This window comes from Pseudomonas sp. D5(2026), assembly GCF_057766845.1.
The window spans coordinates 5,162,919-5,188,009 of sequence record NZ_CM173421.1 but is presented as its reverse complement, the minus strand read 5'-3'; the positions used below and the strand labels follow the sequence as shown (position 1 = coordinate 5,188,009).

The following is a 25,091-nucleotide window of genomic DNA, read 5'->3' as shown; positions in this document are numbered from 1 at the left end:
GCCCATCGGCAGCGGAGTTGTAGGACTTGACCTGATAATCAGGTAGGAAATTTCGCCGCTAGAAGTAGGAAACAGTTCGTCCGGTGCCGCCTCCTCGCGGGTAAAACCGCGAAGAGGCCCGACCGGGCGACCGCTAGTTCAGATCAGAGCCTGAACCGCCCAACCAACCCTTGCAAGTGGGTACCCAACCGCGCCAGTTCCACGCTGGAGCTGGCGGTCTCCTCACTCGCCGCCGAGGTCTGGTCGGAAATATCACGCACATTCATCACGCTGCGGTTGATCTCCTCGGCCACCGCCGTCTGCTCCTCGGCCGCCGTGGCAATCTGCTGGTTCATCGCCTGAATCGACGACACCGTGCGGGTGATGGTTTCCAACGAGCTGCCGGCGCGGCGGGTCAGCTCGACGCTGCTGTCGGTCAGTTGGCGGCTGTTGTCCATCACGCTGGCCACCCGTTGGGTGCCGCTTTGCAGGCCGGCAATCAACTCTTCGATCTCTTCGGTCGACTGCTGTGTGCGTTGGGCCAAGCTACGCACTTCGTCGGCAACCACGGCAAAGCCACGCCCGGCCTCACCGGCGCGGGCCGCTTCGATTGCCGCGTTGAGGGCTAACAGGTTGGTTTGCTGGGCCACCGATTTGATCACGTCGAGTACGCTGCCGATCTTGTCGCTTTCGGTCTTGAGCAGGTTCATCGCTTCGCTGGAGTTGACCACTTCGCTTGCCAGACGCTCGATCTGTGCCACCGCCTCGCCCACCACGCGATCGCCCTCGCGGGCCTGCTGGTCGGCCATCAGGGCGGCTTCCGAAGCCTGTTCGGCATTGCGTGCCACATCGTGCACGGTGGCTGTCATCTGGTTCATGGCCGTCGCCACCTGGTCGGTTTCGACCTTCTGGTTGTTGACCCCGGCGCTGGTCTGTTCTGTCACCGCCGACAGCTCCTCGGCAGCGCTGGCAATCTGCGTGACGCCGTCGCCAATGCCGCCGATCAGTTCACGCAAGCCTTGGGTCATGCGATGCATGCTGGCTTGCAATTGGCCCAGTTCGTCGCGGCGTTGCACCTGCAGGCTTTGGGTCAGGTCTCCGCTGGCCACGCGTTCTGCGGCGTGCAGGGTCTGGCGCAGAGGGATGATGATCTGCCGGGTAATGGCCCAGGCGGCCAGCAGGCCAAGGGCCAGTGCCAGCACGGTGGCGACTGTGAGCAGTGTTTTGGCCTGCGCGGCAGCAGCATTGCGCACCTCGGTTTGCGAGGTGGTCATCGTCTGGCTGGCCTGCAGCAGTACCGTGCCTTGTTCAGCCATGCTTTGCAGCGCTTGTTCACTGGCACGCAGGGCATCACCGAACTGGGTCACGGCATCGCGGTAGCCGCCCATGGCCGTGGCGGCATCATCCAGGTTGGCAGCATGTTCGGCTGGCACTTTGGCCGGCAGTGCGCGCAGCTCGGCCAAGGCCTGGTCGATGGCCTTCAGTGCCGTTTGCTGGAAATCGGCATTGCCGCTGTAGGTGTAGCCACGCACCTGGAAACGCGCTTGTTGCAGCAATGCGCTGACGTCCACCGCGTGCTGGTACTGATTGATGTCTGCACCTTGCAGCAGGCTACGTTGTACTCGGCCAATCAATTCAACGACTTTATCGGCGCTGCTACCCAGTACATCACGGCTTGCTTCGCGGCGTTGTTCGGCCTGCTTCAGCTCGTTGAATGCCTGCTGGTAGATGCGCACTGCCTCGCGCTGCTGTTCAAGGCGCTGGCGGTCGGCAGGCTGTTCGATCTGGCCAAGCATCAGTTGCACTTGGCGGTCGAGGTTGCCCAGGGCTTTTTCCAGCTCTGCCAGCGAAGCGTCGTCGCGGCGGCGATCGTAGAGCTGGCGGGCGATGCGCAGCTCCTGGGTGTATTGCTGGACGACAGAAATGTTTCCCAGTTTGTCGCCACGGTCGATGATGCTGTCCATGCCGTGCCAGCCGACCAGGGTAATAGCCAAGGTCAACAGTAGCACCAGGCCGAAACCCAGCCCCAGTTTGCGATTGACGCTCACATTGCCCAGCGATTGGGCTAACCATTGATACATGTTCGACTCCCCGGCGGCTTGGCAGCACAAATAATTGTTTTGTTGCCAAGGCCATCGGCCCGGGAGAGGGAAACTTGATGGGCAAAAAAGGGGTGTTTGTGTCAGAAAATGCGCGAAAGTAGCGCAGTGACGGCAGTCTCCACCCGCAAGATGCGATCACCCAGCTGCACCGGCGCCAGGCCTGCCTTGCCCAGCAGGTCGATTTCGTAGGGGATCCAGCCGCCCTCGGGGCCGATGGCCAGGGTAACGGCTTGTTCTACGGCGCGCGGACAGGCTGGGTAAGGGCCGGGGTGGCCAACCAGGCCCAGGGTGCCGGCGGCGATGGTGGGCAGGCGGTCTTCGACAAAAGGCTTGAAGCGCTTTTCGATGATGACCTCGGGCAGCACGGTGTCGCGCGCTTGTTCCAGGCCCAGGATCAGGTTCTCGCGAATGGTGTCGGGCTGCAGGAAGGGCGTTTGCCAGAAGCTTTTCTCGACCTTGTAGCTGTTCAGCAGGATCAGCCGCGGTACACCCAGTGTGGCCACGGTCTGGAACAGCCGTCGCAGCATCTTGGGCCGAGGCACCGCCAGCACCAGGGTCAGTGGCAGCTTGGCCGGTGGCTGCTGGTCGAAGGCCACTGCCAGCTCGGCTTCGTGTTTTTCCAGGCGCAGCACCGTGGCCTTGCCCATCAGGCCATTGATACGGCCCACGCGCAGGTTGTCGCCCACCGCCACGCGGTGGATTTCCTGCATATGGGTGAAGCGCCGATCAGCAAGAACGACGCGGTTGGCCGAAACGAAGTCGGCCTCTTCAAGAAGCAACAGGTTCACGGTTGGGTCGCAGGTGGCTGGTCGTTATGGTCGTCGGCGGTTTCGTCGTGGGCGCTGCGCTTGCGGATCAGGCTGCCGCACAGCACACCGATCTCGAACAGCAGCCACATGGGCACGGCCAGCAGGGTCTGGGAGAAGATGTCCGGTGGGGTGAGGACCATGCCGACCACGAAGCAGCCGATGATCACATAGGGGCGGGCCTTTTTCAGGTACTTCACGTCGACCACGCCGATCCACACCAGCAGCACCACTGCCACCGGGATTTCGAAGGCCACGCCAAAGGCGAAGAACAGCGTCATCACGAAGTCGAGGTAGCTTGCGATGTCGGTCATCATCGCTACGCCTGCCGGGGTGGCAGCGGCGAAGAACTTGAACATCAGCGGGAACACAAGGAAATAGGCAAAGGCCATGCCGGCGTAGAACAGCAGGATGCTCGATACGAGCAGCGGAATGGCAATGCGCTTCTCGTGACGGTACAGCCCGGGGGCGATAAAGCCCCAGATCTGCTGGAGGATGAACGGGATGGCCAGGAACAGCGAGACGATCATGGTCAGCTTGAACGGCGTGAGGAACGGCGAGGCCACATCGGTGGCGATCATCGTTGCATTGGCCGGCAAGTGCTCGCGCAGTGGCGCGGAAACCAGTGTGTAGATCTGCTGGGCGAAGGAGAACAGCCCGGCAAAGATCAGGAAAATGACGGCAACGCAGCGCAGCAGGCGGGTGCGCAGTTCGGTCAGGTGTGAAACCAGCGGCATCGGCTGGTCGTGTTCCGGATTCTCGCTCATGGGGCTCGCGGCGGTTGAGGCGGTTCAGACGGTGCGGCCGGGGCTGCAGGTGCTTCGACCGGCCTGGCTTCGAGCCCGGCAGGTGGCTGCACGCTGGCCGTGGTGACCGGCGGCTGCGCGGGTGGCGTCATGGGGTTGAGGATGCGCTTGGCTTCCTCTTCCATCTGCAGGATGTGCTCGTTATGCAGCTGGCGGCGGATATCGTCGGCGCCAATTTCGCGCTCCACTTCCATCTTGATGCTGTTGAAGCTGCGCTTGAGCCGCCCGATCCACAGGCCTGCCGTGCGCGCGGCACCCGGCAGGCGCTCGGGGCCGAGCACCAGCAGGGCGACCAGGCCGACGAGCAGCAGCTCGCTGAAACTCATGCCGAACATGGATCAGTCTTTCCGCTGCGGCTCTTGGACCGGTTGGGCCTGGCCCTCGATGGTGTGGCCTTGTTGCGGCTGCGCGGTGTTTTGCACCGGTGGCACCGGTTGGGCAGGCGGCGGAGTCTGCTCGGCCGGTTTGGTCTCTTCTTCGTTCATGGCCTTGCGGAAGCCCTTGATCGATTCGCCCAGGTCGCTGCCGAAGTTCTTCAGTTTCTTGGTGCCGAACACCAGAACCACGACCACCAGCAGGACGATCCAGTGTTTCCAGTCAAAGATACCCATTTCGTACTCCTGAAAATTGTGTGTACAGCATATCGATCCGGCAACCCGGTGCCTGTGGGAGCGGGCGCCCCCAATAAAACGTCAGGCAGATGGCTGGCGTGCGGCCTTCTCATCATGCCCGGACAAGCCGAAGCGGCGTTCCAGTTCATCCAGCACGGCTTGTGGATGCTGGCCCAGCGCACTGAGCATCACCAGGCTATGAAACCACAGGTCGGCGGTTTCGTAGATGACATCGCTGTAATCCTTGCTGATTTGGGCATCCTTGGCAGCAATGATCGTTTCGACCGACTCTTCGCCGAGCTTTTCAAGGATCTTGTTCAGGCCCTTGTGGTACAGGCTGGCCACGTAGGAGCTGTCAGGCGCCGCTTGCTTGCGTTCTTCAAGCACTTCGGCCAGGCGGTTGAGGGTGTCGCTCATGTCAGTGTCCTGCGTTGTAGATGGCATCCGGGTCCTTCAGGACCGGGTCGACGATTTTCCACTGGCCGTCTTCATAGACGCGGTAGAAGCAGCTTTCACGACCGGTATGGCAGGCGATATGGCCCAGTTGCTCGACCATCAGGATGATCACGTCGGCGTCGCAGTCCAGGCGCAGCTCATGCAGTTTTTGCACGTGCCCGGACTCCTCGCCTTTACGCCACAGCTTGCCACGCGAGCGCGACCAGTAGATGGCACGCTGCTCGGCGGCGGTCAGGGCCAGCGATTCACGGTTCATCCAGGCCATCATCAGCACACGTCCGGTCTTGTGGTCCTGAGCGATTGCCGGTACCAGGCCATCGCTGTTCCACTTGATCTCGTCCAGCCAGTCTTTCATCGTCGACTCCAAAGCGGGCCCGCTCCTGTGCCAGGCCCTTTGCGCTAGTGTGCCAGCCACAGGCGCGGCTGGCTATTGGCGCACGATCAGGTAAAGGCCCGCAGCCAGCATCAGCCAGGCGGGCCAGGCGGCCGGCGCGGCCAGGCTGGCGGTTTCGGCAGCGCCTGCGGCCAAGACTGCGCCACCGCCAAGCAGGCCGGCGCCCAGCAGGCGCAGCGCCCAGCGGTCGCCCTGGCGGCGCCGCTCCGGCAATTGTGGATCGTGCAGGTGAGGCTGCGACAGGCGTTCGAGCAGGTCGCGGGTCATGCCGGCCAGGTGCGGCAATTGCTCTACCTGGCTGTGCAGGTTGCCGAATACGGCCTTGGGGCTATAGCGGTCGCGCATCCAGCGTTCGAGGTACGGCTTGGCGGTGCTCCACAGGTCCAGGTCGGGGTACAGCTGACGGCCCAGGCCTTCGATGTTGAGCAGGGTTTTCTGCAGCAATACCAGCTGTGGCTGCACTTCCATGTTGAAGCGCCGTGCGGTCTGGAACAGGCGCATCAGCACCTGGCCGAAGGAAATATCTTTTAACGGTTTTTCGAAGATCGGCTCGCACACCGTGCGAATCGCGGCTTCGAACTCGTTCACCTTGGTGTTTGCCGGCACCCAGCCCGAGTCGATGTGCAACTGGGCGACGCGGCGGTAGTCACGCTTGAAGAAGGCAAACAGGTTGCGCGCCAGGTAGTCCTGGTCCTCGGCGGTGAGGCTGCCGACGATGCCGCAGTCGATGGCAATGTACTGCGGGCTCCACGGCTTGACCGTGCTGACGAAGATGTTGCCGGGGTGCATGTCGGCATGGAAGAAGCTGTCGCGGAACACCTGGGTGAAGAACACTTCCACGCCGCGCTCGGCCAGCAGCTTCATGTCGGTGCGCTGGTCGGCCAGGGTGGTCATGTCGGTCACCGGTACGCCGTAGATGCGTTCCATCACCAACACCTTGGGGCGGCACAGGTCCCAGTACACCTGGGGCACGTACATCAGCTCGGAGCCTTCGAAGTTGCGCCGCAGCTGGCTGGCGTTGGCAGCCTCGCGCAGCAGGTCGAGCTCGTCGTAGATGGTTTTTTCGTAGTCGCCGACGATTTCCACCGGGTGCAGGCGACGGGCATCCGCCGAGGCGCGTTCGGCGGCCTTGGCGATCAGGAACAGCCAGGCCAGGTCTTGGGCGATGACCGGTTTCAGGCCCGGACGCACCACCTTGACCACCACCTCTTCGCCGGTTTTCAGGCGTGCGGCGTGCACCTGGGCCACCGAGGCCGAGGCCAGTGGCTCGACGTCGAAGCGGCTGAACACCTCGCCGACCTTCGCACCGAGCTGTTCCTCGATCAAGGCCACGGCTTTTTTCGGGTCGAAGGGGGGCACACGGTCCTGCAACCGCATCAGTTCGTCGGCGATGTCCGGGGGCAGCAGGTCGCGGCGGGTGGACAGCAACTGGCCGAACTTGATGAAGATCGGCCCCAGGTCCTGCAGCGCCAGGCGCAGGCGCGCGCCACGGCTAAGCTCGGTGGGCTTGCGTGGCAGCCAGCGCCACGGCATCAACAGGCGCAGACTGGCCAGCCACCAGGGCAGCAAGGGTTGGTCGAACAGCAGGTCATCGAGGCGGTAGCGGATCACCACACGCTGGATGCGAAAAAGACGTCGGACGGCGAGCAGCTTCATGCGTTATCGCTGGTATCAAGGGATCGGGACAGGCGCCTGAGGCGCGCTTCGAGGCGTTCTGTATCAAGTTTCAAGGCATCGAGTTCGCTGAAGGCGGCTTCGGCCTCGCGCTTGCCGACCAGGGTGCGGGATTCCTCGGCCAGGTATTCGGACAGGTTCTGGCTGAAACGTGCCAGACCTTGGCGAGTCCAGCGAGCGCGCAGGCGGATATGGCCGGCCAGCATTGCTGTGGCGACCGGGCCAAGCCAGCGTTGCAACTCGTGCTCCCAGTCCAGTTCCAGGTCCTGCAGCACGCCGAACAGGTCAAGCAGTACGGCGCTGTCGCCGTGCAGCTCGACTTGCGGGCTGTGCAGCACGGCGGTCTTGTCCTTGGCCAGGGCCAGTTGCGCCAGGCTACCGGCGGGGGCGCGCAGGCTGCAGTCGACCTCACCCTGCCAGTGAGCGGCGAGCATCAGGCCTTCTTCGTCGGGCAAGATGAACAGCTGCAGGGCCGGTTGGCGGCAGTCGATTTCGATGACTTTGCCTTCCAGCGCGGCCAGCCGCGGCAGGGCCGTGCTGTCCATGCGCAGGACGCGGTTCAGGCCATGTTCGACGCTGGCGAGCAGCCCGGCCAGCAACATCAGGGTTTGATTCCCCGGTGCACGGCAACGATGCCGCTGGTCATGTTGTGATAGGTGACGCGGTCGAAACCGGCCTCGACCATCATGCTCTTCAGGGTTTCCTGGTCAGGGTGCATGCGGATCGACTCGGCGAGGTAACGGTAGCTCTCGGAGTCATTGGTGATCAGCTTGCCAGCCAGCGGCATGAAAGCGAACGAGTAGGCGTCGTAGGCCTTGGACATCAGCTTGTTGGTCGGCTTGGAGAACTCCAGGATCAACAGACGGCCACCGGGCTTGAGCACGCGCAGCATCGAACGGATGGCGGCGTCCTTGTGGGTGACGTTGCGCAGGCCGAAAGCAATGGTCACGCAGTCGAAGTGGTTGTCCGGGAACGGCAGCTTTTCAGCATCGGCCTGGACGAACTCGATATTGCCGGCCACGCCGCGGTCAAGCAGGCGGTCACGGCCTACCTTGAGCATCGAATCGTTGATGTCGGCCAGCACCACCTGCCCGGTCGGCCCGACAAGACGCGAGAACTTGGCCGCCAGGTCACCGGTACCGCCGGCGATGTCCAGCACGCGGTTGCCGCTGCGCACGCCTGACAGCTCGATGGTAAAGCGCTTCCACAGGCGGTGCATGCCGCCGGAAAGCACGTCGTTCATCAGGTCGTACTTGGCTGCCACCGAGTGGAACACTTCGGCGACTTTCTTCGCCTTCTGGCTTTCAGGCACGTCCTGATAGCCGAAATGGGTGGTGGGTTCGGCGTGGTCGCCTTTGCGCTGGTCGTTCATATCGCTTCACCGGAAAAAATTACCGCCATTCTAGGGCGAACGGGCGGATTTGTCTTGGCGGGGTGTGCCAGCGGGCAGGGGCGGGCATAATGCGCATTATGTCTACATCTTCAGGAACGTCCGCATGACCCAGATCAGCGTCGAACGCAAACACTCCCTCGGCCGTGATGCCGCCCGCGCCAAGGCCGAAGCGCTGGTCGACAAGCTCAGCCGCGAGTACGACCTCAAGGCCACCTGGAACGGTGACCGTGTGGACGTTGCGCGCAGTGGCGCCAATGGCAGTGTGCACATTGGCGACGACAGCATCCGCGTCGAATTGAAGCTGGGCATGATGCTGTCGATGATGAGCGGCACCATCAAAGGCGAGATCGAGCGGGCGCTGGACAAGGCCCTGGCCTGAGCCGGCGCCGCTGTCTGGCTACTGTGGCGCGTCCGCCGGGAAAGGAATGATGCCAATCACCTGCTCCAGGCGCAGATCGCCGCGGTAGATCGCGATGCGCTCGCGTGCGTCTGCGGCCTGCTCGAGCATGGCCTTTCGGCCCCTTACGCCTGCATCCCAGAATTTGAGGTGGCCCTTGACGAAGTCATGCCCCCTCGCTTCGAGACTGGGATAATGAAAATGCGCCTCCCACAGTAACCGCTGTGGCGCTTGTACATCGCGAACCTCGTAGACGTCGAGGTAATCATTGACGTGACGTAACTGTCGGCGAATCACGGTTTGCCTGATCCGAATCCGGTTCTGCTCAGCCAGGAAGCGAAGGGCCTTGCCGTCGGGATGTCGGGTGTTCAGATACGCGTCGGTGAGTAGCCGAAGTTTTTCGTGATGGACGCGGTCTACCGCTGCCCGAAGGAGTTCGACCAAGCCGTAATCCAGTGGATTGTTAAGCTCGGTCAGTTGCTGCTGCACTTCGCGCATGTCACCTGCCGGCCATTCCAGAAAGTCGCTCAGGCTGTTGGGCTCATCGGCATAGTGAGCGGCGAAGGCGATTTTTCCATCCACCTCTGCCAGCAGGCGGTTTGCTCGCTGGCGCAGCTGTGCGCGGTCATGCTGGGCCGGCCGCGCTTGCTCAGGCACGGCATGCCACACCCCGTCGCGTTGCGTGAAGCTGCCCGCAGGCTCCTGGTTGAATGCACTGCGCTGGATAGCACGGTTGCCCATTTGGTCTATTTCCACCAGTAGCGGTCGACCTCGGTCAACACGGATGACCCGGCGTTTGATCGTCGCGGGCCGATGATATGGCGTTGGCGAGGGGGGGCTGATGCCGCTGTCGAGGTTGGTCAAGGTCGCGCTCAGTTGCTGCTCTGTGATCTGGGCAATCGTGGACAGTTCGCGTATGTATTCGTCCAGTACGTCAGCGACCAGCGCAGGCGAGTCCAGCGTTTTCATGTATTGGGCGCGGTCCAGCACGGTACGGTATTTCTGAAGGATATCCTCAAGCAGTTCGGCTTTGACCTGGGCCGTCTCTTCGGTGGCTGCCAGCCCGTCGTGGCTCCATACCGTGCTGCTGAATTCGATGCCGCTGAGCGGCGCGCGCATCGCAAGCAAATCCTCGGCCGTGTCCGCAGAGAGGCGGCTCTTGTCCACGGCGAGGTAGGCCAGGTCACTGAGCAGCTGGGCCCGAATGACCAATGTCGAATACGTTCTGCGTCGGATGGTCTGAGCGAGTTTCGTGGCTTTATTGGCAAAATCGATCTTGGGGTCCTGCAGTGTTTCCGCCAGGATCCGGTCCAGCCGCTGGCTGACGACAAGCAGGCGGCGGCTGGCTTGGCAGGAATCGCGTACCCGCTCGCGATAGTCGAGGTATTGCTGTATCTGCTCGGCAGTCTCTGGAACGCGGGGCAGCCCGGTGGCCTGTGCGCTCAGTGCCTGGTGGTCGACCTGCTCCAGCAAGCGTCGGCACAGCAGCATGTCGTTTTCGATGGCTGCGCCGTACCAATTGCCGTATCGGCGTCGGCTCGGGGCTCGGGTGTCGAATTTGCTGAACCGTGGTTCGGCCATCTCCTTGAACACTTCGATGTTCCCATGCAACAGCGTGCTCTGCCGTTCCAGGTAGAGCGCGGATGCCCTGATCTCTGGCAAGTGGCGCAGGCGCTGGGCTTTGAGTGCCTGCCTCTGAAGTTGCAATGCTGGCGGCGGTGAAGCGCGCTCCTGTGCAGGCAGAGCATCGACAGCCAGGCTGTACTCCAGCGCGAGGTCGTCATAAGCCTGCAGTTGCACTTGGCTGCGTTCCATAAGTGGCGCCATCTGGTTCAGCGCTTGTTGGTTCGCCGTGGCGGTTGTACTCAAGGTGTCGAACCGCTGGCGGTTTTCAGCGTTGATGGATTGCCTGTTCCTTGGCATGCCGCCAGAGAGGTTCAGATTCACGGTCCATTGGCCATTCCAGCGCGTCAGCCAGGGGCCTTTTTGGCGTTCACGGCCAACGATATGGTAGCCGTCCGGGGCGCCATTCCATTGGGACACCCACTCGCTGCTGCTCGGCTCGGGGCCGATGATCTGCATGCCGTTCCACGTCTCGATGACCTCATAGGCGCCATCGCCCAACTTGGCGTAGTAACGGCCGGCAATATTGTACAACCCACGCAAACGGCCCCTTGTCAGTGGCGCGTGCCCTTCGAGTGGCTGCGAGGCTTGCAGTTGGGCCAGTGACTGGCGCTCCTGTACCGACAGGTTGCTCAGGCGCTGCCCGTCATGCCAGCCATCTACACGCACGAGCGTGGGCCGTGGCGCCTCGACGGGGGGCTGCCACGGTTTCTCCTGTGGCTGCTCGAGCGCTGGGGGCGGGGTCTCTTCCTTCGGCGCAGGGCCTGAAAAACGTAGCCTGGCGGGCTCTTCGCTGTTGGCAGGTGGCGTTGCAGGGCGGTGGGCAAGGAGCAAGGCCAGGTTGGTGACCAGGTCTATGGCTGCGACGATCTTGTCGTCACCGCTGCGCTTGATCAGCGCCTCGACGTCTTCCTTGACTGCCGACAGCGCCACCACCAGCCACACCAGGGTGGTCATCGGGCCATGCCAAAGTTGGGTGACGGTATTGAAGATCGCCCACGCAGCCTCCTTCACCAAAGCCCGCACTTCCTGGGCATTGGAGACGCTGTTGCTGGCTGAGGCCAATAACATGGTCTCGATACGGGCGTTGAACAGATGAGTGTCCAGATCTTCCGTCCAGGCCTGGAACGAGGCCTGGACCGGGCGTCTGAGGCGTTGCAAAAGGTGGTCCAGCAGCTCGACCGGCACATTGAGCAGGTGCGTCAGCTTGGTCATGTTCGGGTGCAGGTGCGGGTGCTTGAACCCGTCGTTCTGGTAAGTCGGACGCGCGTCATCCTCAAGCCAGGCCAGTACGCTCTCTTGCAGTTCGCCCCTGCTGCGGATTGCGTCCATCAGCAATTCGAGGTTCGGAAATTCCTGCAACGCCCTGTCGGCATAGAATGGGCGGTACAAGACCCAGCTGCCGCTTGCCGGTATTTCGATGATGAACATCCCGTGCGCCACATCGCTTGCCGAAGCGCCAGGCGCGCAAAGGAACGCCAGGGGGGCGATGCGCAGAAGGTCCACGCCATTGTCCATGCCCTGGCAGAACCTGAGCATTGCCTGGCTTGCCGCTTCGCCAAGCTGTCGCTCGATCTTGGCCTTCAGCGTGCTGAACCGAAGGGCGTAACGCCATTCCCTGGCATGCTGGCGGATTCGCTCGGCCCTGCGCGGCTGGGTGTTGACTTGGTCCTTCAGGTAGGAGGGGTAGTGACCGCCGATGTCGACCTGATGAATCAGGCCCCTGATCTGGTCGATGCTCAGCCAGTCGGTCACAGGCGAGCCGTCCTCGAAGTTCATCCCGCTCATCACCTCGCCAGCCTCCAGCCGCAGGCGTGAAACTGCCAAGTCGGTCAGGGGCACCGAGTACAAGAACAGTGACTGCCCTTGTGTAGCGGCGCCGATGATGGCCTGGGAAATGCGGATGTGCACCTTGTTCGGGTCGTGTACCGCCTTGTCTGGGTAGCTGGTCTGCAGGGTCTCACGCAAGCGGCGAGCGGCGTAATCACGGATATCCTCGACATCGCCCAGGGATGTGCAGCCCTTCGACCGACCTTGGCTCGCCGCCAGATCGAGCAGTGCAGTGTGGTAGGCGTAGCGGTCCTCAGCGCTGGCATTGAGCAGCCATCGCGGCGGGCTGACGGAGGGTGCAGCTTGCTCCTGCGATGGCAGGTTGAGGAAGTAAGCTGACGGGTCGCTCACCTGGCGCAGTTGTCGCTCCAGTTCGTCGACGGTTGTCAGGCCGCCAATACGCAGGCGGCCGATGTCGTCCAGGATATCGTTCAGCAGTTGCCTGACCTGGAAGGCGAAAGGGCGTCCGATTACTGGCGTGTGTGCCCAGGACAACGTTTCGAAGCGATAACGTTGCGCTAGCTGCCGTTGCAGCGCGGTGGCAAAGCTGGGCAGGTCGACATGGCGATGAACCGAACCGCAGGGCTTGCATTGCAGAACCAGGCTGCGGGTGCCGCTTGTGGTGATGAGCAACAGATCCGGTAGGGTAACGGTGTGTGCCCCGCCATCCGTTCCGAGCGTGACTTGTATCGCCTCGACAGCCAGGCTGTCGTATACCCCGTCGAGCAGGGCGTACATTGCTGCTTTTTCATCATCTTCAAGGCCTTGGCGAGGGAGGTTCTCGAGCAATGCAGCCTTGATGGTGTGCTCAAGCCAGAGCATGCGCGAGACTTGGCTGTCTTCGTCGAGCCCGTTCCAGAAGCCGATCTGGGCTTGCTGGAAGGCCGGTATCAACGCACCAAGCACGGTATCGAAGTCATCGCTGAGCTTCGTCAGGTCCGGCATGATTTCGGGTTGGCGAATGTTGTCCTGGCCTTGCTCCTGAATTTTAAACACATGGGGAGGGCTGATGCTCAGCTTGTCTGAGGCGCCCAGTTGCACACGTTCCTTGGTCAGGAAATGCCGGAGAAGCTCGTCCAGCAGCCCGCTCTGACGTGGCAGATCATCTGTGCTGGCCGGTGCATGCAGGATGACGAAAGGGTCGAGCGATGTGATATGAGGATGGTTGCGGTGCAACCATGGATACCGGTCGCTGAAAGTCTGGAATGCGTCCTTTGATAAAACGTCCCGCAGGCTGGGTCGTTTGGAGAAACAGGCTGCCACGCTTTGCTTGAACGTCAGCCTGGGTGGGTTTGCTACAACAGTCATGGCGTCGATGTCCGTTAGGTGAAGCTTGCGACGCTAGCGCTATGGGCGAAGGGGCTTGCGGTATATAGATGCGACAACGAAGACCTTAGGGTGAGGTTTCTAATTTTCTTCCCTACCTTATGTTCAAGCCCAGCCTCCGTGGGCGGTTTTCCACCACTCATGAGCATGAGGTACACAGCATGGCCAAAGTGATTGTGAAGAAAAAAGACGAAGCCCTGGGCACGCTTGGCGAGGTGCGCGGCTATGCGCGCAAGATCTGGCTGGCCGGTATCGGCGCCTATGCCCGCGTTGGTCAGGAAGGCTCTGACTACTTCAAGGAGCTGGTCAGGGCGGGTGAAGGTGTCGAGACTCGCGGCAAAAAGCGCATCGACAAAGAACTCGATGCCGCCAACCACCAGCTTGACGAAGTCGGTGAAGAAGTGAGCCGCGTACGCGGCAAGGTAGAAATTCAACTCGACAAGATCGAAAAAGCTTTCGACGCACGGGTCGGTCGCGCCTTGAATCGCCTGGGTATTCCGTCTAAACATGACGTTGAGGCGTTGTCGATCAAGCTTGAACAGTTGCATGAGCTGCTTGAGCGTGTCGCGCACAAACCATAAGGAGAGCAGGATGGCTGGCAAGAAGAACACCGAAAAAGAAGGCAGCTCCTGGGTCGGCGGGATCGAGAAATACTCCCGCAAGATCTGGCTGGCTGGGCTGGGTATCTATTCGAAGATCGACCAGGACGGCCCGAAGCTGTTCGACTCGCTGGTAAAGGATGGCGAGAAGGCCGAGAAACAGGCGAAAAAGACGGCTGAAGATGTTGCCGAGACTGCCAAGTCTTCGACCACTTCGCGGGTTTCGGGCGTGAAGGACCGTGCGCTGGGCAAGTGGAGCGAACTTGAAGAAGCCTTCGACAAGCGCCTTAACAGCGCCATCTCGCGCCTTGGTGTGCCGAGCCGCAACGAGATCAAGGCACTGCACCAGCAGGTGGACAGCCTGACCAAGCAGATCGAGAAGCTGACCGGTGCTTCGGTTACGCCGATTTCGTCGCGCACTGCAGCAACCAAGCCGGCTGCGAGCAAGGCTGCGGCCAAGCCACTGGCCAAAGCAGCAGCCAAGCCTGCGGCGAAAACGGCGGCGGCCAAACCTGCTGGCAAAACCGCAGCGGCCAAACCTGCAGCCAAAACCGCAGCGGAAAAACCTGCAGCCAAGCCCGCAGCAGCCAAGCCTGCGGCGAAGCCGGCAGCGGCCAAGAAACCTGCGGTGAAGAAGGCGCCGGCTAAACCGGCAGCCGCCAAGCCAGCCGCCCCAGCGGCGAGCGCTGCTCCTGCCGCAACCGCTGCACCGGCACCGGCACCTGCCGCCACCCCGGCCAGCAGCACGCCATCGGCACCTACCGGCACCGGTACCCTGATCTAATACCGCGTCGCCTTCTTCGCGGGTAAACCCGCTCCCACAAGATGCGCCAAACCTTGTAGGAGCGGGTTTACCCGCGAATGCGTCGGCTGCAACACTCCATCTCCAGTAGGCCTACCCCTCCAGGTACTTCACTGCCAGTTGCTCCGCCGCCGCCCGTGCCTGGGCCTGCAGATGCGGCGCCACCAGCATCATCACCTGGTAAACCACGATCCCCACATCCCCCTCGCGCCCCAGCACACGCTGATAATCCAGCGAGAACATCAGCGTCAGGGTGATCTGCTCCACCAGTTGACCCAGCGCCTGGGTATCACTCTCTACCAGCCCCTGGCTCTTGAGGCTGGCCAACAGCGCCGCCAGCGTGCGTTTGATCGCATTGATCAGGCTGCGCATGCCTCGGGCGAGCTTGGGCAGGCGCCCGGTCAGGTTGGACAAGTCCTGGAACAGGAAGCGGTACTGAGCCATGCGCTCGACGATCAAGTGCAGAAACAGCCAGTAATCCTCTGCGTCCAGACGCACCTCCAGCGGCGGGTCCAGCAGCGGCATCAACGCTTCTTCAAAACGCTCGAACAAGCCCAGTACCACCGGCTCCTTGCCATGGAAGTGGTAGTACAGGTTGCCTGGGCTGATGCCGAGTTCGTTGGCAATTTCCAGGGTGGATACGTTGGGTTCGCCCTGCTGGTTGAACAACTGCAGGGCGCATTCAAGGATACGATCGCGGGTTTTCATCCAGTCAGCAGCTCATCGGGTCAGCACGTAGGTACCTGGCGCGGGGCCTAGCGGTGGGTAAGTGGCGTTGCCCAGTTCAGTGCGCGGCGCCTTGAGCAGGCCGGAGCGGGCGGTGATCCACTCCAGCCACAACGGCCACCAGCTGCCTTCGCTGCGCTTGGCATCGTGGAACCAGGCGCGCGGGTCGTTGCTCAGCTTGGGGTTGGCCAGGTAGTAGGCCTTGGGGTTGCCTGGCGGGTTGATGATGCTTTGGATATGCCCGCTGTTGGCCAGCACGAAGCGCCGCTCGCCACCCAGCAGCAAGGCCGAGCGGTACACCGCGTCCCATGGCGTGATGTGGTCGTTGCTGCCGGCCACGGTAAAGCTGTCGATATTGACCTGCTGCAGGTCGATCGGCGTACCGCATACTTCCAGCCCGGACGCGTAGGTCAAGGGGTTGAGCTTGAAAAACTCCAGCAGGTCGCCATGCAGCGCGGCGGGCAGGCGCGTGCTGTCGGCATTCCAGTACAGGATGTCGAAAGCCGGCGGTGTCTTGCCGAGCAGGTAGTTGTTGACCCAGTAGTTCCAGATCAGGTCGTTGGGCCGCATCCAGGCAAAGATCCGCGCCACTTCGCCACCGTCCAGCACGCCACGCTGATAAGAGCGTCGCTTGGCCGCTTCGATGGTTTGCTCATCGGCGAACAGGCTAGCCGGGCTTTCGAACTTGCTGTCCAGCAAGCTGACCAGATACGTGGCACTGCGCACCCGGCGCAACTGCTTCTTGGCTTGCAGGTGGCCTTGCAGTGCGGCCATGGTCAGGCCGCCGGCACAGGCGCCCATCAGGTTGGGGTCGCGGTTGCCGCTGATACTGCGGCAGGCGTTGAGCGCTTCCTCCAGGGCTTGCACGTAGCTGGAAAGGCCCCATTCACGGTGGCGTGGGTCGGGGTTGCGCCAACTGACCATGAACACCTGCAAGCCGCTTTTGAGCATGTACTGGACAAAGCTGTTGGTAGCGCTGAGGTCGAAGATGTAGAACTTGTTGATCTGAGGCGGCACGACCAGCAGTGGGCGTGCGTGCTGCTTTTCGCTCATCGGCGAGTACTGGATCAGCTCCAGCAGCTCATTGCGAAATACCACTGCGCCAGGGGTTGCGGCCAGGTTAACGCCCACTTCAAAGGCGCGCTCGTCCACCTGACGCGGCAGCCCATCGTTGTGACGCAGGTCGTCGAGCAGGTGGGCCACGCCGCGCACCAGGCTCTGGCCGCCGGTGTTGAACAGCTCCTTGACCGCCAGCGGATTGAGCAGTGAGTTGCTGGGCGCCAGCGCATCGTTGATCAGGTTGAACAGAAAATGGGCGCGGGCTCGATCATCGTCGTTCAAGTGGCTTTCATCGATCCACTGGCGTGTCTGCTTCTGCCAGGCCAGATAGGCCTGCAGGCCGCGGCGGTAGAACGGGTTCTGGCTCCAGGTCGGGTCACTGAAGCGTGCGTCACGCGGGTTCGGCTGGTAGGGCGTGTCCCCCAGCATTACCCGCCCCAACTGCCCGCCAAGCGCCAGCAGATGGTGCGCGGCATGCAGCGGGTGGCGCAGGCCGTGGCGGCCGACGTTGCGTAGCGTGGAAAGCAGGTCGCGGCCGCGAAGGCCGAGGATGGCGTTCTGCACGTTCATGCGGGTGGCGGGGAGCGTTGTCGATCCTTTGGCCGGTTTGTCTTTCATGGCAACACTCCCTCGTCTAATCCATTTCCCTGTCAGGCCGCAGCTGTTTCACCCCCCCGAGGCCGGACGGGGATGCATGACCGCACGCTGACGTTCTTCCTGCAGGAACTTCATGATGATCGGGGCGACGGCTTCTGCCCGGGTGATCAGGAACAGATGGCCGTCGTCGATAATGTGTAGCTGGGCATTGGGAATCCGCCAGGCTAGCAGGCGCATGTTGATCAGCGGGATCAGCGGGTCGTCGTCGCCGGCCAGTACCAGGGTGGGCTGCTGGATCTTGTGCAGCCAGTGGATGCTGGTCCAGCCGAGCCCGGCGAACAGCTGCCAGTAGTAGCCCAGTTTGCCGCCGGAGCGCACTTTGGCGGCATGGTGCATGGCCAGGTCTGGGTCACGTCGGAAGCCGCCGCCATAGATCATCGGTGCAATGCGGATGACATGCGACGGCTGCACGTAACGCCGGGGGCTGGCCATCATCCACAGCACCTTGGGCTTTCCTGGCACCATGACCGCGCCGGCAGCGGTTGCGGCCAGCACCAGCTTCTTGCAGCGCTCGGGGTAATCGTGAGCGAACTGCTGGGCCAGGGCGCCGCCCCAGGACACGCCGATTACGTTGACCTGGCCGTAGTCGAGGTAGTCGAGCATCCGCGCGGTCAGCTTGGCCAGCCCAGGGAAGCGATACGGGTGGCGCGGTGTGGACGAGCCGCCGACCCCGGGCACATCGAAGGCGATGACTTCCAGGTCCGGATCAAGTGCTTCGATGAACGGAAACACCAGCTCGAGGTTGGCGCCGATGCCGTTGAAGATCAGCAACGGCGTCAGGTGCGGCTTGCCGGGGCGAACAGCGGTACGGATGGACTGGTTGTCCAGCTCGACGGTCCTGAAAATATAGGGTTGCGGCATGCACGTGACTCTTGGGTGAAGTAAACACCGTGGCGCCTTGCAGGCCGCCACGGCGCTGTAACTCAACGCTCGTGAACGTAGGTGCCTGGGGAGGCTTCACCGGCGGCATACGCACGGTTGCCCAGGCGGGTCGGTGCCTTTTTCAGCGCGCCGGCACGCTCGCCCAGCCAACTCTGCCAGTGCAACCACCAGGAGTCTGCATGCTTGATGGCGTTTTCCTGCCAGGCCACCGGGTCGCCCGGGCGGTCGGCACCGGTCATGAAGCGTGCCTTCGGGTTACCCGGCGGGTTGAGGATGCTCTGGATATGCCCGCTGTTGGACAGTACGAATTCGATCTTGCCGCCGAACAGATGTGCCGAGCGGTAGCATGACGGCCATGGGGTGATGTGGTCGTTGGTGCCGGCGAGGCTGTAGATGTCACATTTGACCTGTTTCAGGTCGATCGCGGTGCCGCACACTTCCAGGGCGTCGGGGCGGGTCAGCGGGTTGGTCTTGAACATTTCGATCAGGTCGCCGTGGAAGGCGGCCGGCAGGCGCGTGGTGTCGTTGTTCCAGAACAGGATGTCGAATACGGGGGGCTCATTGCCGAGCAGGTAGTTGTTTACCCAGTAATTCCAGATCAGGTCGTTGGGGCGCATCCAGGCGAACACCTTGGCCATTTCGCTGCCTTCCAGCACGCCCGCCTGATAGGAGTGGCGCTTGGCTGCCTCCAAGGTCTGCTCGTCGACAAACAATGCGACCTGGTTGTCCATGGTGGTGTCCAGCACGCTGACCAGCAGGGTCAGGGCGTTGACCTTGTTCTCACCAATGGCGGCATAGTGGCCCACCAGTGCGGTACAGGTGATGCCGCCGGAGCAGGCGCCAAGCATGTTCAAGTCTTTGCTGCCGGTAATCGCCAGCACCGCGTCGACGGCTTCTTTCAGCGCATCGATGTAGGTGGACAGGCCCCACTCGCGCTGGGCCTTGGTCGGGTTGCGCCAGCTGATGATGAAGGTCTGCTGCTGCGAGCGCAGGCAGAAGCGCGCCAGGCTCTTTTCCGGGCTGAGGTCGAACACATAGAACTTGTTGATCTGCGGTGGCACCACCAGCAGCGGGCGGGCGTGCACCTGCTCGGTGATGGGGCTGTACTGGATCAGCTCCAGCACATCGTTGCGGTACACCACCGCGCCTTCGCTGGTGCCCAGGTTCTTGCCCACTTCGAAGGCATCCATGTTCACCTGGCTAGGCATGCCGCCGTTATTGACCATGTCCTTGGCCAGGTTGGACAGGCCATCGAGCAGGCTCTTGCCGCCGGTTTCGAAGAAGCGTTTGACCGCAGCCGGGTTGGACAGGGTATTGGTCGGCGCCATGGCCTCGGTCATCAGGTTGATGACGAACTGGCCGCGGCTGATGTCCTGGGGGGACAGGTCGCTGCTGCTGACCCAGTCCTGCAGCTCCTTGCGCCAGGCCAGATAGGTTTGCAGGTAGCGGCGGTACAGCGGGTTGTTGCTCCAGGCCGGGTCATTGAAGCGACGGTCGTCGCTTTCCGGGGCCAGGCTGGATTTGCCCAGCAGCACGTTCTTCAGCTCCAGGCCAAAGTGAGCCACATGTTTGGCGCTGTGCAGCGGTTGGCGCACGGCCTGGCGCAGCACGGTGCGTGCCGAGCTCAACAGGTCCTTGCGGCGGATGCCGATGACCGGGTTCAGCCCCAGGGTGTTTTCCGAGGCCTGCCGCTGCAGCTCATCGTTGTTCTTGTTACTCATCTACGACGCTCCGTTGTCCTGAGACGAGTACCGGTTGCTGTGGTGGGTGCACAGCCCTGAGCCCGGTACTGCTACTCGGGTGACCAGTGATAAGGAACAGCGGTGCTGCGTGGGTGCTGACGACCTGCAAAGTGATGCAGGGAACTTGCCACACCCATTGGTTACCCGACTTTCGTGTAATGCGCAAGACAGCCCTTCACTGGGCTGTCTGCAACCCATTCAAACAGATGAATTTAGAAAATGCGCTCTAAACCCCGCAGGCCTTGCGCTAGAGCATGAGCTTGACCACAGATTCGGCTGGGTCGCGGGATTTGCCGGCCTTGTGCAACTCGTCGAGGTATTCCGCCCACAGTTGTTCCTGGCGCAGGCACAGTTGCTCAAGGTATTCCCAGGTGAACAAGCCGCTGTCATGACCGTCGTCGAAGGTCAGTTTCAGTGCATATTGGCCGGCAGGTTCCAGGCCACTGAGGCCGACATTGATCTTGCCGAACTGCAGGATGGGGTTGCCGTGGCCCTGGACCTCGGCGGAGGGAGAGTGCACGCGCAGGAATTCGGCGGGCAGGTGGTAGACCTCGCCGGGCGCGTAGGTGAGGCTGAGGGTTTTGGAGGCTTTGTGCAGGTTGATGGCGGTAGGCAGGCGGGCCATGGGCAGAATCTCTCGGGAGCTGATGAAGCACAGCTTCCAGCTTATGGGAAAGGGATTCAAGGGCCTCTTCGCAGGCAAGCCCGCTCCTGCACGGATCACCACAGGCCCAAGGGATGTGGTGACATGTGCAGGAGCGGGCTTGCCCGCGAAGCTGTCGAAACTGGTCTTACAGGATGTAACGCGACAGGTCTTCGTTCTGCGCCAGCTCACCGAGGTGGCTGTTCACATACGCCGCATCGATCTGGATCGGCGCTTCGTCATGGGTGCTGGCCAGGTCGCCCGCACTGAACGACACCTCTTCGAGCAAGCGCTCGAGCAGAGTGTGCAGGCGGCGGGCACCGATGTTTTCGGTTTTCTCGTTGACCTGGTAGGCAATCTCGGCCAGGCGCTTGATGCCGTCGGCGAGGAACTCGATGTTCAGGCCTTCGGTCTTCAGCAATGCCTGGTACTGCTCGGTCAGCGACGCGTGCGGCTCTTGCAGGATGCGCTCGAAGTCTTCCGGGGTCAGTGCCTTCAGTTCAACACGGATCGGCAGGCGGCCTTGCAGCTCGGGCACCAGGTCGCTCGGCTTGCTCAGGTGGAATGCACCCGAGGCAATGAACAGAATGTGGTCGGTCTTGACCATGCCCAGCTTGGTGTTGACGGTGCAGCCTTCGATCAGCGGCAGCAGGTCGCGCTGTACGCCTTCGCGGGATACGTCGGCACCGCCAACGTTGCCACGCTTGGCAACCTTGTCGATCTCGTCGATAAACACGATGCCGTGCTGTTCGACCGCTTCCAGGGCCTTGGCCTTGAGCTCTTCCTCGTTGACCAGGCGGCTCGCTTCTTCATCGCGAACCATCTTCAGCGCTTCTTTTACCTTCAGCTTGCGCGCTTTGCGCTTGCCCTTGCCCATATTGGCAAACAGGCTCTGCAGCTGGTTGGTCATTTCTTCCATGCCGGGCGGCGCAGCAATTTCGACACCGACGGCATCGGCCACTTCGATCTCGATTTCCTTGTCGTCCAGTTGGCCTTCGCGCAGGCGTTTGCGGAACAGCTGGCGAGTGTTGGAGTCGCTGCTGGTCTGTGCGGCTTCTTCGCTGAAGCTGGTGACGCGCGCCTGGGGCAGCAGGGCGTCGAGGATGCGGTCTTCGGCGGCGTCTTCGGCGCGGTGGCGCACGCGGATGATTTCCTGCTCGCGCAGCATCTTCAGCGCGGCATCGGCCAGGTCACGGATGATCGACTCGACGTCGCGGCCCACGTAGCCCACTTCGGTGAACTTGGTGGCTTCGACCTTGAGGAACGGCGCGTTGGCCAGCTTGGCCAGACGGCGGGCGATTTCGGTCTTGCCGACGCCGGTAGGGCCGATCATCAGGATGTTCTTGGGGGTTACTTCGGCACGCAGCTCGGCAGGGAGCTGCATGCGCCGCCAGCGGTTGCGCAGGGCAATGGCCACGGCGCGCTTGGCGTCGTCCTGGCCGATGATGTGGCGGTTGAGTTCGTGGACGATCTCGCGGGGGGTCATGGACATGATCAATACGGTCCTTGGGCAGATGAGTCAGCGTGGAAAAGCCCCTTCGCCGGGAAGGGGCGCCAGAACAGCTGAATCAGTCGGCCAGGTCCTGCTCCTCGATGGTCAGGTTGTGGTTGGTGAACACGCAGATGTCGCCGGCGATGTTCAGGGCGGTCTCGGCGATTTCGCGGGCCGAGAGGTCGGTCTTGTTCAGCAGGGCACGGGCTGCGGCCTGGGCATAGGCGCCGCCGGAACCCATGGCGATCAGGCCGTCTTCGGGTTCGACCACGTCACCGTTGCCGGTGATGATCAGGGATGCATCCTTGTTGGCCACGGCGAGCATGGCTTCCAGGCGGCTCAGGGAGCGGTCGGTACGCCATTCCTTGGCCAGCTCGACGGCGGCGCGTACCAGGTGGCCCTGGTGTTTTTCCAGCTGACCTTCAAAGCGCTCGAACAGGGTGAAAGCGTCGGCGGTAGCGCCGGCGAAGCCCGCGATGACCTGGCCGTGGTACAGGCGGCGCACCTTCTTGGCGTTGCCTTTCATCACGGTGTTGCCAAGGGATACCTGGCCGTCGCCGCCCATGACGACTTTGCCGTTACGGCGGACAGAAACGATTGTGGTCAAGGGGAGAGTCTCCACGCAGCGGGGCGAAAGTGCCTGATGCAGACTCATATGGGGGTGGGGGGAAGGATTTCAACCGGGGGGGATGAATGGTCGCGCTTGGCGGGGGGACTATGTGAAGGCATTCGCGGGCATGCCCGCTCCCACAGGGTTACCACATGCCTTGGAATTGTGGTGATCCTGTGGGAGCGGGCGTGCCCGCGAAGCATGTTACTCAGGCCTCGTGGCAGACGTGCCCGTCGACCAAGGTATAACGCACCGCCCCCGGCAGGCAGTGGCCGATGAACGGGCAGTTCTCGCCACGGGAGAACCATTGTTCGCCGGCAACGGTGGAGGCTTGCGGGTCGAACAGCACCAGGTCGGCCGGGCCGCCTACTTTCAGCTCCCCGGCCGGCAGGCGCAGGGCGGCAGCCGGGCCGCTGCTCAGACGGGCCAGCAAGGTCGGCAGGTCGAGCAGGCCGTCTTGCACCAGGGTCATGGCCAGTGGCAGCAGCAACTCGACGCTGCTGATACCTGGCTCGGTGGCGCCGAACGGGGCCAGCTTGGCGTCGCGCTCGTGCGGCTGGTGGTGGCTGGAGATGGCCTGGATCACCCCCGACTTCACCGCCTCGCGCAACCCGTCACGGTCGGCAGCGGTGCGCAGCGGCGGCTGCACGTGGTACAGGCTGGAGAAATCGCGCAGCGACTCGTCCGTGAGGATCAGCTGGTACAGCGCTACATCGGCGGTCACAGGCAGGCCCAAGGCCTGGGCCTGGGCGATCAGCCGCGCGCCACGGGCGCTGGTGATCTGGCTGAAGTGCGCACGCACGCCGCTCTGTTCCACCAGCAGCAGGTTGCGCGCCAGGGCCACGGTTTCGGCGCTTTCCGGGATGCCCGGCAGGCCGAGGAAGCTGGCCATGGCACCCTCGTGGGCCAGGCCGCCCTGGGCCAGATCGCGGTCCTGGGAGTGGAACACCACCGTCAGGTCGAAGGTGGCGGCATACTCCAGGGCGCGGGCCAGGGTACGGTTGTTGGGGATTTCCTTCAGGCCGTTGCCAAATGCTACGCAACCGGTGTCACGCAGGGCCACCAGTTCTGCCAGTTGCTCGCCTTCCAGGCCCTTGGTCAGGGCGCCGACCGGGTAGACCTTGCTGTTGGCGGCTTCGCGGGCACGGTCAAGGATAAGTTCGGCTACCGCCGAGGTGTCCAGCACCGGCTTGGTCTGCGGCGGGCAGCACAGGCTGGTGACGCCCCCAGCCACGGCAGCGCGGGTTTCACTGGCGATGTTGCCTTTGCGGCTATAACCCGGCTCGCGCAGGGACACGCCCAGGTCGACCAGGCCGGGTGCTGCGACCAGGCCATCAGCCTGGATCGTGCGGCTGGCGCTGAAACCGGCCGGTGCGGCACCGATGGCGGCAATGCGGCCGCCGTCCAGGTGCAGGTCGGTGACCTGGTCCAGGCCGCTGTTGGGGTCGATGACCCGGGCGCCGAGAATACTGATGGTCACTGGGCGTTCTCCTGGTCGAATTGACGTTGCGCGTTCTGCCCGCTCATGGCCATGGACAGCACGGCCATGCGCACGGCGATGCCGTAGGTGACCTGGTTGAGGATCACCGAATGCTTGCCATCGGCAACCGCCGACTCGATTTCCACGCCACGGTTGATCGGGCCCGGGTGCATGACGATTGCATCGGGCTTGGCTGCGGCCAGGCGTGCAGTCGTCAGGCCGAACAGGCGGTAGAACTCGCCTTCGCTGGGCAGCAGGCCACCGGCCATGCGCTCACGCTGCAGGCGCAGCATGATCACCACGTCGACGTCTTTCAGGCCTTCGGCGAGGTCGGTGTAGACCTTCACGCCGTACTGCTCGATACCAATGGGGATCAGGGTTTTCGGCCCGATCACGCGGATGTCCGGGCAACCCAGCGCTTTCAGCGCGAGCATGTCGGAACGGGCCACACGCGAGTGCAGGATGTCGCCGACGATAGCCACGGACAGGTTTTCGAAGCTGCCTTTGTGGCGGCGGATGGTGAGCATGTCGAGCATGCCCTGGGTCGGGTGCGCGTGACGGCCGTCGCCGCCGTTGATCACGGCAACCTCCGGGCACACGTGCTCGGCGATGAAGTGCGCGGCGCCGGAGTCGGAGTGGCGTACGACGAACATGTCGGCGGCCATGGCTTCGAGGTTGCGCAGGGTATCGAACAGGGTCTCGCCCTTGCTGGTCGAGGAGGTCGACACATTCAGGCTGATCACGTCGGCCGACAGGCGCTGGGCTGCCAGTTCGAAGGTGGTACGGGTACGGGTCGAGTTCTCGAAGAACACGTTGCACACAGTCTTGCCGCGCAGCAACGGGACTTTTTTCACAGCTCGGGCGCCGACTTCCAGGAAGGAGTCGGCGGTGTCGAGGATCTCGGTGAGCAGTTCGCGGGGCAAACCGTCAAGCGAGAGGAAGTGGCGCAGCTGGCCCTGATCATTGAGCTGCAGCGGGCGCTTGGCGTCGATTGGCGTCATC

At 62.6% G+C, this 25,091-nt stretch carries 22 protein-coding genes and 3 pseudogenes; 4 read left to right on the top strand and 21 right to left on the bottom strand.

Translation table 11 applies throughout. The features are described 5' to 3' along the window. Positions 1–143: 143 nt before the first annotated feature. From AC3B5Q_RS23935 to ubiE, 11 genes and pseudogenes are all read right to left on the bottom strand, one after another. Positions 144–857 (bottom strand): methyl-accepting chemotaxis protein, encoded by a 714-nt coding sequence (locus AC3B5Q_RS23935; protein WP_373604727.1) that lies wholly within the window; start codon positions 855–857, stop codon positions 144–146. Positions 858–998: 141 nt separating this feature from the next. Further along, positions 999–1,943, bottom strand: a pseudogene (locus AC3B5Q_RS23930) (methyl-accepting chemotaxis protein); the annotation flags it as partial. Positions 1,944–2,161: 218 nt separating this feature from the next. Next, positions 2,162–2,869: a 16S rRNA (uracil(1498)-N(3))-methyltransferase gene (locus AC3B5Q_RS23925; protein ID WP_021783737.1), complete on the bottom strand. Its 708-nt coding sequence runs from the start codon at positions 2,867–2,869 to the stop codon at positions 2,162–2,164. Continuing rightward, complete coding sequence (tatC, locus tag AC3B5Q_RS23920) at positions 2,866–3,654, bottom strand: twin-arginine translocase subunit TatC (protein ID WP_084850230.1); 789 nt, start codon at positions 3,652–3,654, stop codon at positions 2,866–2,868. The genes AC3B5Q_RS23925 and tatC overlap by 4 nt, the downstream gene beginning before the upstream one ends. Then, complete coding sequence (gene tatB, locus AC3B5Q_RS23915; protein WP_020192064.1) at positions 3,651–4,028, bottom strand: Sec-independent protein translocase protein TatB; 378 nt, start codon at positions 4,026–4,028, stop codon at positions 3,651–3,653. The genes tatC and tatB overlap by 4 nt, the downstream gene beginning before the upstream one ends. 3 nt (positions 4,029–4,031) lie before the next feature. After that, positions 4,032–4,304 carry a twin-arginine translocase TatA/TatE family subunit gene (locus tag AC3B5Q_RS23910; RefSeq protein WP_016489564.1) on the bottom strand — a complete coding sequence of 91 codons (273 nt, stop codon included), beginning with the start codon at positions 4,302–4,304 and terminating at the stop codon, positions 4,032–4,034. A gap of 81 nt (positions 4,305–4,385) precedes the next feature. Continuing rightward, positions 4,386–4,721, bottom strand: a complete 336-nt coding sequence (locus AC3B5Q_RS23905; protein WP_003249283.1) for a phosphoribosyl-ATP diphosphatase — start codon at positions 4,719–4,721, stop codon at positions 4,386–4,388. Position 4,722: 1 nt separating this feature from the next. Further along, positions 4,723–5,115 carry a phosphoribosyl-AMP cyclohydrolase gene (hisI, locus tag AC3B5Q_RS23900; RefSeq protein ID WP_021783739.1) on the bottom strand — a complete coding sequence of 131 codons (393 nt, stop codon included), beginning with the start codon at positions 5,113–5,115 and terminating at the stop codon, positions 4,723–4,725. 72 nt (positions 5,116–5,187) lie between these two features. Continuing rightward, positions 5,188–6,810 carry a ubiquinone biosynthesis regulatory protein kinase UbiB gene (ubiB, locus tag AC3B5Q_RS23895; RefSeq protein ID WP_103443686.1) on the bottom strand — a complete coding sequence of 541 codons (1,623 nt, stop codon included), beginning with the start codon at positions 6,808–6,810 and terminating at the stop codon, positions 5,188–5,190. Then, positions 6,807–7,430 (bottom strand): ubiquinone biosynthesis accessory factor UbiJ, encoded by a 624-nt coding sequence (locus AC3B5Q_RS23890; RefSeq protein WP_021783741.1) that lies wholly within the window; start codon positions 7,428–7,430, stop codon positions 6,807–6,809. The genes ubiB and AC3B5Q_RS23890 overlap by 4 nt, the downstream gene beginning before the upstream one ends. Further along, positions 7,430–8,200, bottom strand: a complete 771-nt coding sequence (gene ubiE, locus AC3B5Q_RS23885) for a bifunctional demethylmenaquinone methyltransferase/2-methoxy-6-polyprenyl-1,4-benzoquinol methylase UbiE (protein WP_009682367.1) — start codon at positions 8,198–8,200, stop codon at positions 7,430–7,432. Before ubiE ends, AC3B5Q_RS23890 begins: the two co-directional genes overlap by 1 nt. A 124-nt stretch (positions 8,201–8,324) precedes the next feature. On the opposite strand from ubiE, the gene AC3B5Q_RS23880 reads away from it, so the two are divergent. Further along, a complete protein-coding gene (locus AC3B5Q_RS23880; protein ID WP_003249289.1) occupies positions 8,325–8,600 on the top strand; it encodes a polyhydroxyalkanoic acid system family protein in 276 nt (91 codons plus the stop codon). An 18-nt stretch (positions 8,601–8,618) separates the two neighbouring features. Here AC3B5Q_RS23880 and AC3B5Q_RS23875 read toward each other — a convergent pair whose 3' ends face one another. Beyond that, positions 8,619–13,379 (bottom strand): hypothetical protein, encoded by a 4,761-nt coding sequence (locus AC3B5Q_RS23875; protein ID WP_330508618.1) that lies wholly within the window; start codon positions 13,377–13,379, stop codon positions 8,619–8,621. Between the two features lie 179 nt (positions 13,380–13,558). Here AC3B5Q_RS23875 and AC3B5Q_RS23870 point away from each other — a divergent pair, with 179 nt between their 5' ends. From AC3B5Q_RS23870 to AC3B5Q_RS23860, 3 genes and pseudogenes are all read left to right on the top strand, one after another. Beyond that, on the top strand, positions 13,559–13,978 hold the full coding sequence (locus AC3B5Q_RS23870; protein WP_014592667.1) for a phasin family protein: 420 nt from the start codon (positions 13,559–13,561) through the stop codon (positions 13,976–13,978). After that, positions 13,905–14,375, top strand: a pseudogene (locus tag AC3B5Q_RS23865) (phasin family protein); the annotation flags it as partial. The gene AC3B5Q_RS23870 and the pseudogene AC3B5Q_RS23865, both read left to right, overlap by 74 nt. Positions 14,376–14,408: 33 nt before the next feature. Continuing rightward, positions 14,409–14,733 (top strand): annotated as a pseudogene (locus AC3B5Q_RS23860) (hypothetical protein); the annotation flags it as partial. A 158-nt stretch (positions 14,734–14,891) separates the two neighbouring features. On the opposite strand, the gene AC3B5Q_RS23855 reads toward AC3B5Q_RS23860, so the two are convergent. The 9 genes from AC3B5Q_RS23855 to AC3B5Q_RS23815 all read right to left on the bottom strand — a co-directional run bounded on the left by AC3B5Q_RS23855 (position 14,892) and on the right by AC3B5Q_RS23815 (position 25,090). Further along, entirely contained in the window at positions 14,892–15,506 is a 615-nt protein-coding gene (locus AC3B5Q_RS23855; protein ID WP_021783744.1) for a TetR/AcrR family transcriptional regulator, read from the bottom strand. A gap of 12 nt (positions 15,507–15,518) precedes the next feature. After that, positions 15,519–17,201, bottom strand: coding sequence for a class II poly(R)-hydroxyalkanoic acid synthase (gene phaC, locus AC3B5Q_RS23850; RefSeq protein ID WP_031322405.1), 1,683 nt, complete (start codon positions 17,199–17,201; stop codon positions 15,519–15,521). A 48-nt stretch (positions 17,202–17,249) separates the two neighbouring features. Then, positions 17,250–18,101, bottom strand: coding sequence for a poly(3-hydroxyalkanoate) depolymerase (gene phaZ, locus AC3B5Q_RS23845; RefSeq protein ID WP_021783746.1), 852 nt, complete (start codon positions 18,099–18,101; stop codon positions 17,250–17,252). A gap of 62 nt (positions 18,102–18,163) precedes the next feature. Beyond that, entirely contained in the window at positions 18,164–19,843 is a 1,680-nt protein-coding gene (gene phaC / locus AC3B5Q_RS23840) for a class II poly(R)-hydroxyalkanoic acid synthase (RefSeq protein WP_084850236.1), read from the bottom strand. Between the two features lie 268 nt (positions 19,844–20,111). Further along, positions 20,112–20,489 carry a gamma-butyrobetaine hydroxylase family protein gene (locus AC3B5Q_RS23835; RefSeq protein ID WP_003249306.1) on the bottom strand — a complete coding sequence of 126 codons (378 nt, stop codon included), beginning with the start codon at positions 20,487–20,489 and terminating at the stop codon, positions 20,112–20,114. Positions 20,490–20,655: 166 nt separating this feature from the next. After that, entirely contained in the window at positions 20,656–21,999 is a 1,344-nt protein-coding gene (gene hslU / locus AC3B5Q_RS23830; RefSeq protein WP_003249308.1) for an ATP-dependent protease ATPase subunit HslU, read from the bottom strand. A gap of 76 nt (positions 22,000–22,075) precedes the next feature. Continuing rightward, the gene (gene hslV, locus AC3B5Q_RS23825) at positions 22,076–22,606 is read right to left on the bottom strand and encodes an ATP-dependent protease subunit HslV (RefSeq protein ID WP_003249309.1); all 531 of its coding nucleotides are present in this window, start codon (positions 22,604–22,606) and stop codon (positions 22,076–22,078) included. Between the two features lie 211 nt (positions 22,607–22,817). Next, positions 22,818–24,089, bottom strand: a complete 1,272-nt coding sequence (locus AC3B5Q_RS23820) for a dihydroorotase (protein WP_021783748.1) — start codon at positions 24,087–24,089, stop codon at positions 22,818–22,820. Beyond that, entirely contained in the window at positions 24,086–25,090 is a 1,005-nt protein-coding gene (locus AC3B5Q_RS23815) for an aspartate carbamoyltransferase catalytic subunit (protein WP_021783749.1), read from the bottom strand. The genes AC3B5Q_RS23820 and AC3B5Q_RS23815 overlap by 4 nt, the downstream gene beginning before the upstream one ends. Position 25,091: the final 1 nt, after the last annotated feature.

Bases quoted from the DNA above. Each gene is read 5' to 3' on its own strand.
- ubiE (WP_009682367.1), bottom strand. From the start codon at position 8,200: ATGAACGACCAGCGCAAAGGCGACCACGCCGAACCCACCACCCATTTC.
- hisI (WP_021783739.1), bottom strand. From the start codon at position 5,115: ATGAAAGACTGGCTGGACGAGATCAAGTGGAACAGCGATGGCCTGGTA.
- AC3B5Q_RS23880 (WP_003249289.1), top strand. From the start codon at position 8,325: ATGACCCAGATCAGCGTCGAACGCAAACACTCCCTCGGCCGTGATGCC.
- AC3B5Q_RS23870 (WP_014592667.1), top strand. From the start codon at position 13,559: ATGGCCAAAGTGATTGTGAAGAAAAAAGACGAAGCCCTGGGCACGCTT.
- AC3B5Q_RS23890 (WP_021783741.1), bottom strand. From the start codon at position 7,430: ATGTTGCTGGCCGGGCTGCTCGCCAGCGTCGAACATGGCCTGAACCGC.
- AC3B5Q_RS23910 (WP_016489564.1), bottom strand. From the start codon at position 4,304: ATGGGTATCTTTGACTGGAAACACTGGATCGTCCTGCTGGTGGTCGTG.
- AC3B5Q_RS23815 (WP_021783749.1), bottom strand. From the start codon at position 25,090: ATGACGCCAATCGACGCCAAGCGCCCGCTGCAGCTCAATGATCAGGGC.
- AC3B5Q_RS23875 (WP_330508618.1), bottom strand. From the start codon at position 13,379: ATGACTGTTGTAGCAAACCCACCCAGGCTGACGTTCAAGCAAAGCGTG.
- AC3B5Q_RS23835 (WP_003249306.1), bottom strand. From the start codon at position 20,489: ATGGCCCGCCTGCCTACCGCCATCAACCTGCACAAAGCCTCCAAAACC.
- phaC (WP_084850236.1), bottom strand. From the start codon at position 19,843: ATGAGTAACAAGAACAACGATGAGCTGCAGCGGCAGGCCTCGGAAAAC.
- AC3B5Q_RS23935 (WP_373604727.1), bottom strand. From the start codon at position 857: ATGAACCAGATGACAGCCACCGTGCACGATGTGGCACGCAATGCCGAA.
- AC3B5Q_RS23855 (WP_021783744.1), bottom strand. From the start codon at position 15,506: ATGAAAACCCGCGATCGTATCCTTGAATGCGCCCTGCAGTTGTTCAAC.
- tatC (WP_084850230.1), bottom strand. From the start codon at position 3,654: ATGAGCGAGAATCCGGAACACGACCAGCCGATGCCGCTGGTTTCACAC.
- hslU (WP_003249308.1), bottom strand. From the start codon at position 21,999: ATGTCCATGACCCCCCGCGAGATCGTCCACGAACTCAACCGCCACATC.
- AC3B5Q_RS23905 (WP_003249283.1), bottom strand. From the start codon at position 4,721: ATGAGCGACACCCTCAACCGCCTGGCCGAAGTGCTTGAAGAACGCAAG.
- phaC (WP_031322405.1), bottom strand. From the start codon at position 17,201: ATGAAAGACAAACCGGCCAAAGGATCGACAACGCTCCCCGCCACCCGC.
- ubiB (WP_103443686.1), bottom strand. From the start codon at position 6,810: ATGAAGCTGCTCGCCGTCCGACGTCTTTTTCGCATCCAGCGTGTGGTG.
- phaZ (WP_021783746.1), bottom strand. From the start codon at position 18,101: ATGCCGCAACCCTATATTTTCAGGACCGTCGAGCTGGACAACCAGTCC.
- tatB (WP_020192064.1), bottom strand. From the start codon at position 4,028: ATGTTCGGCATGAGTTTCAGCGAGCTGCTGCTCGTCGGCCTGGTCGCC.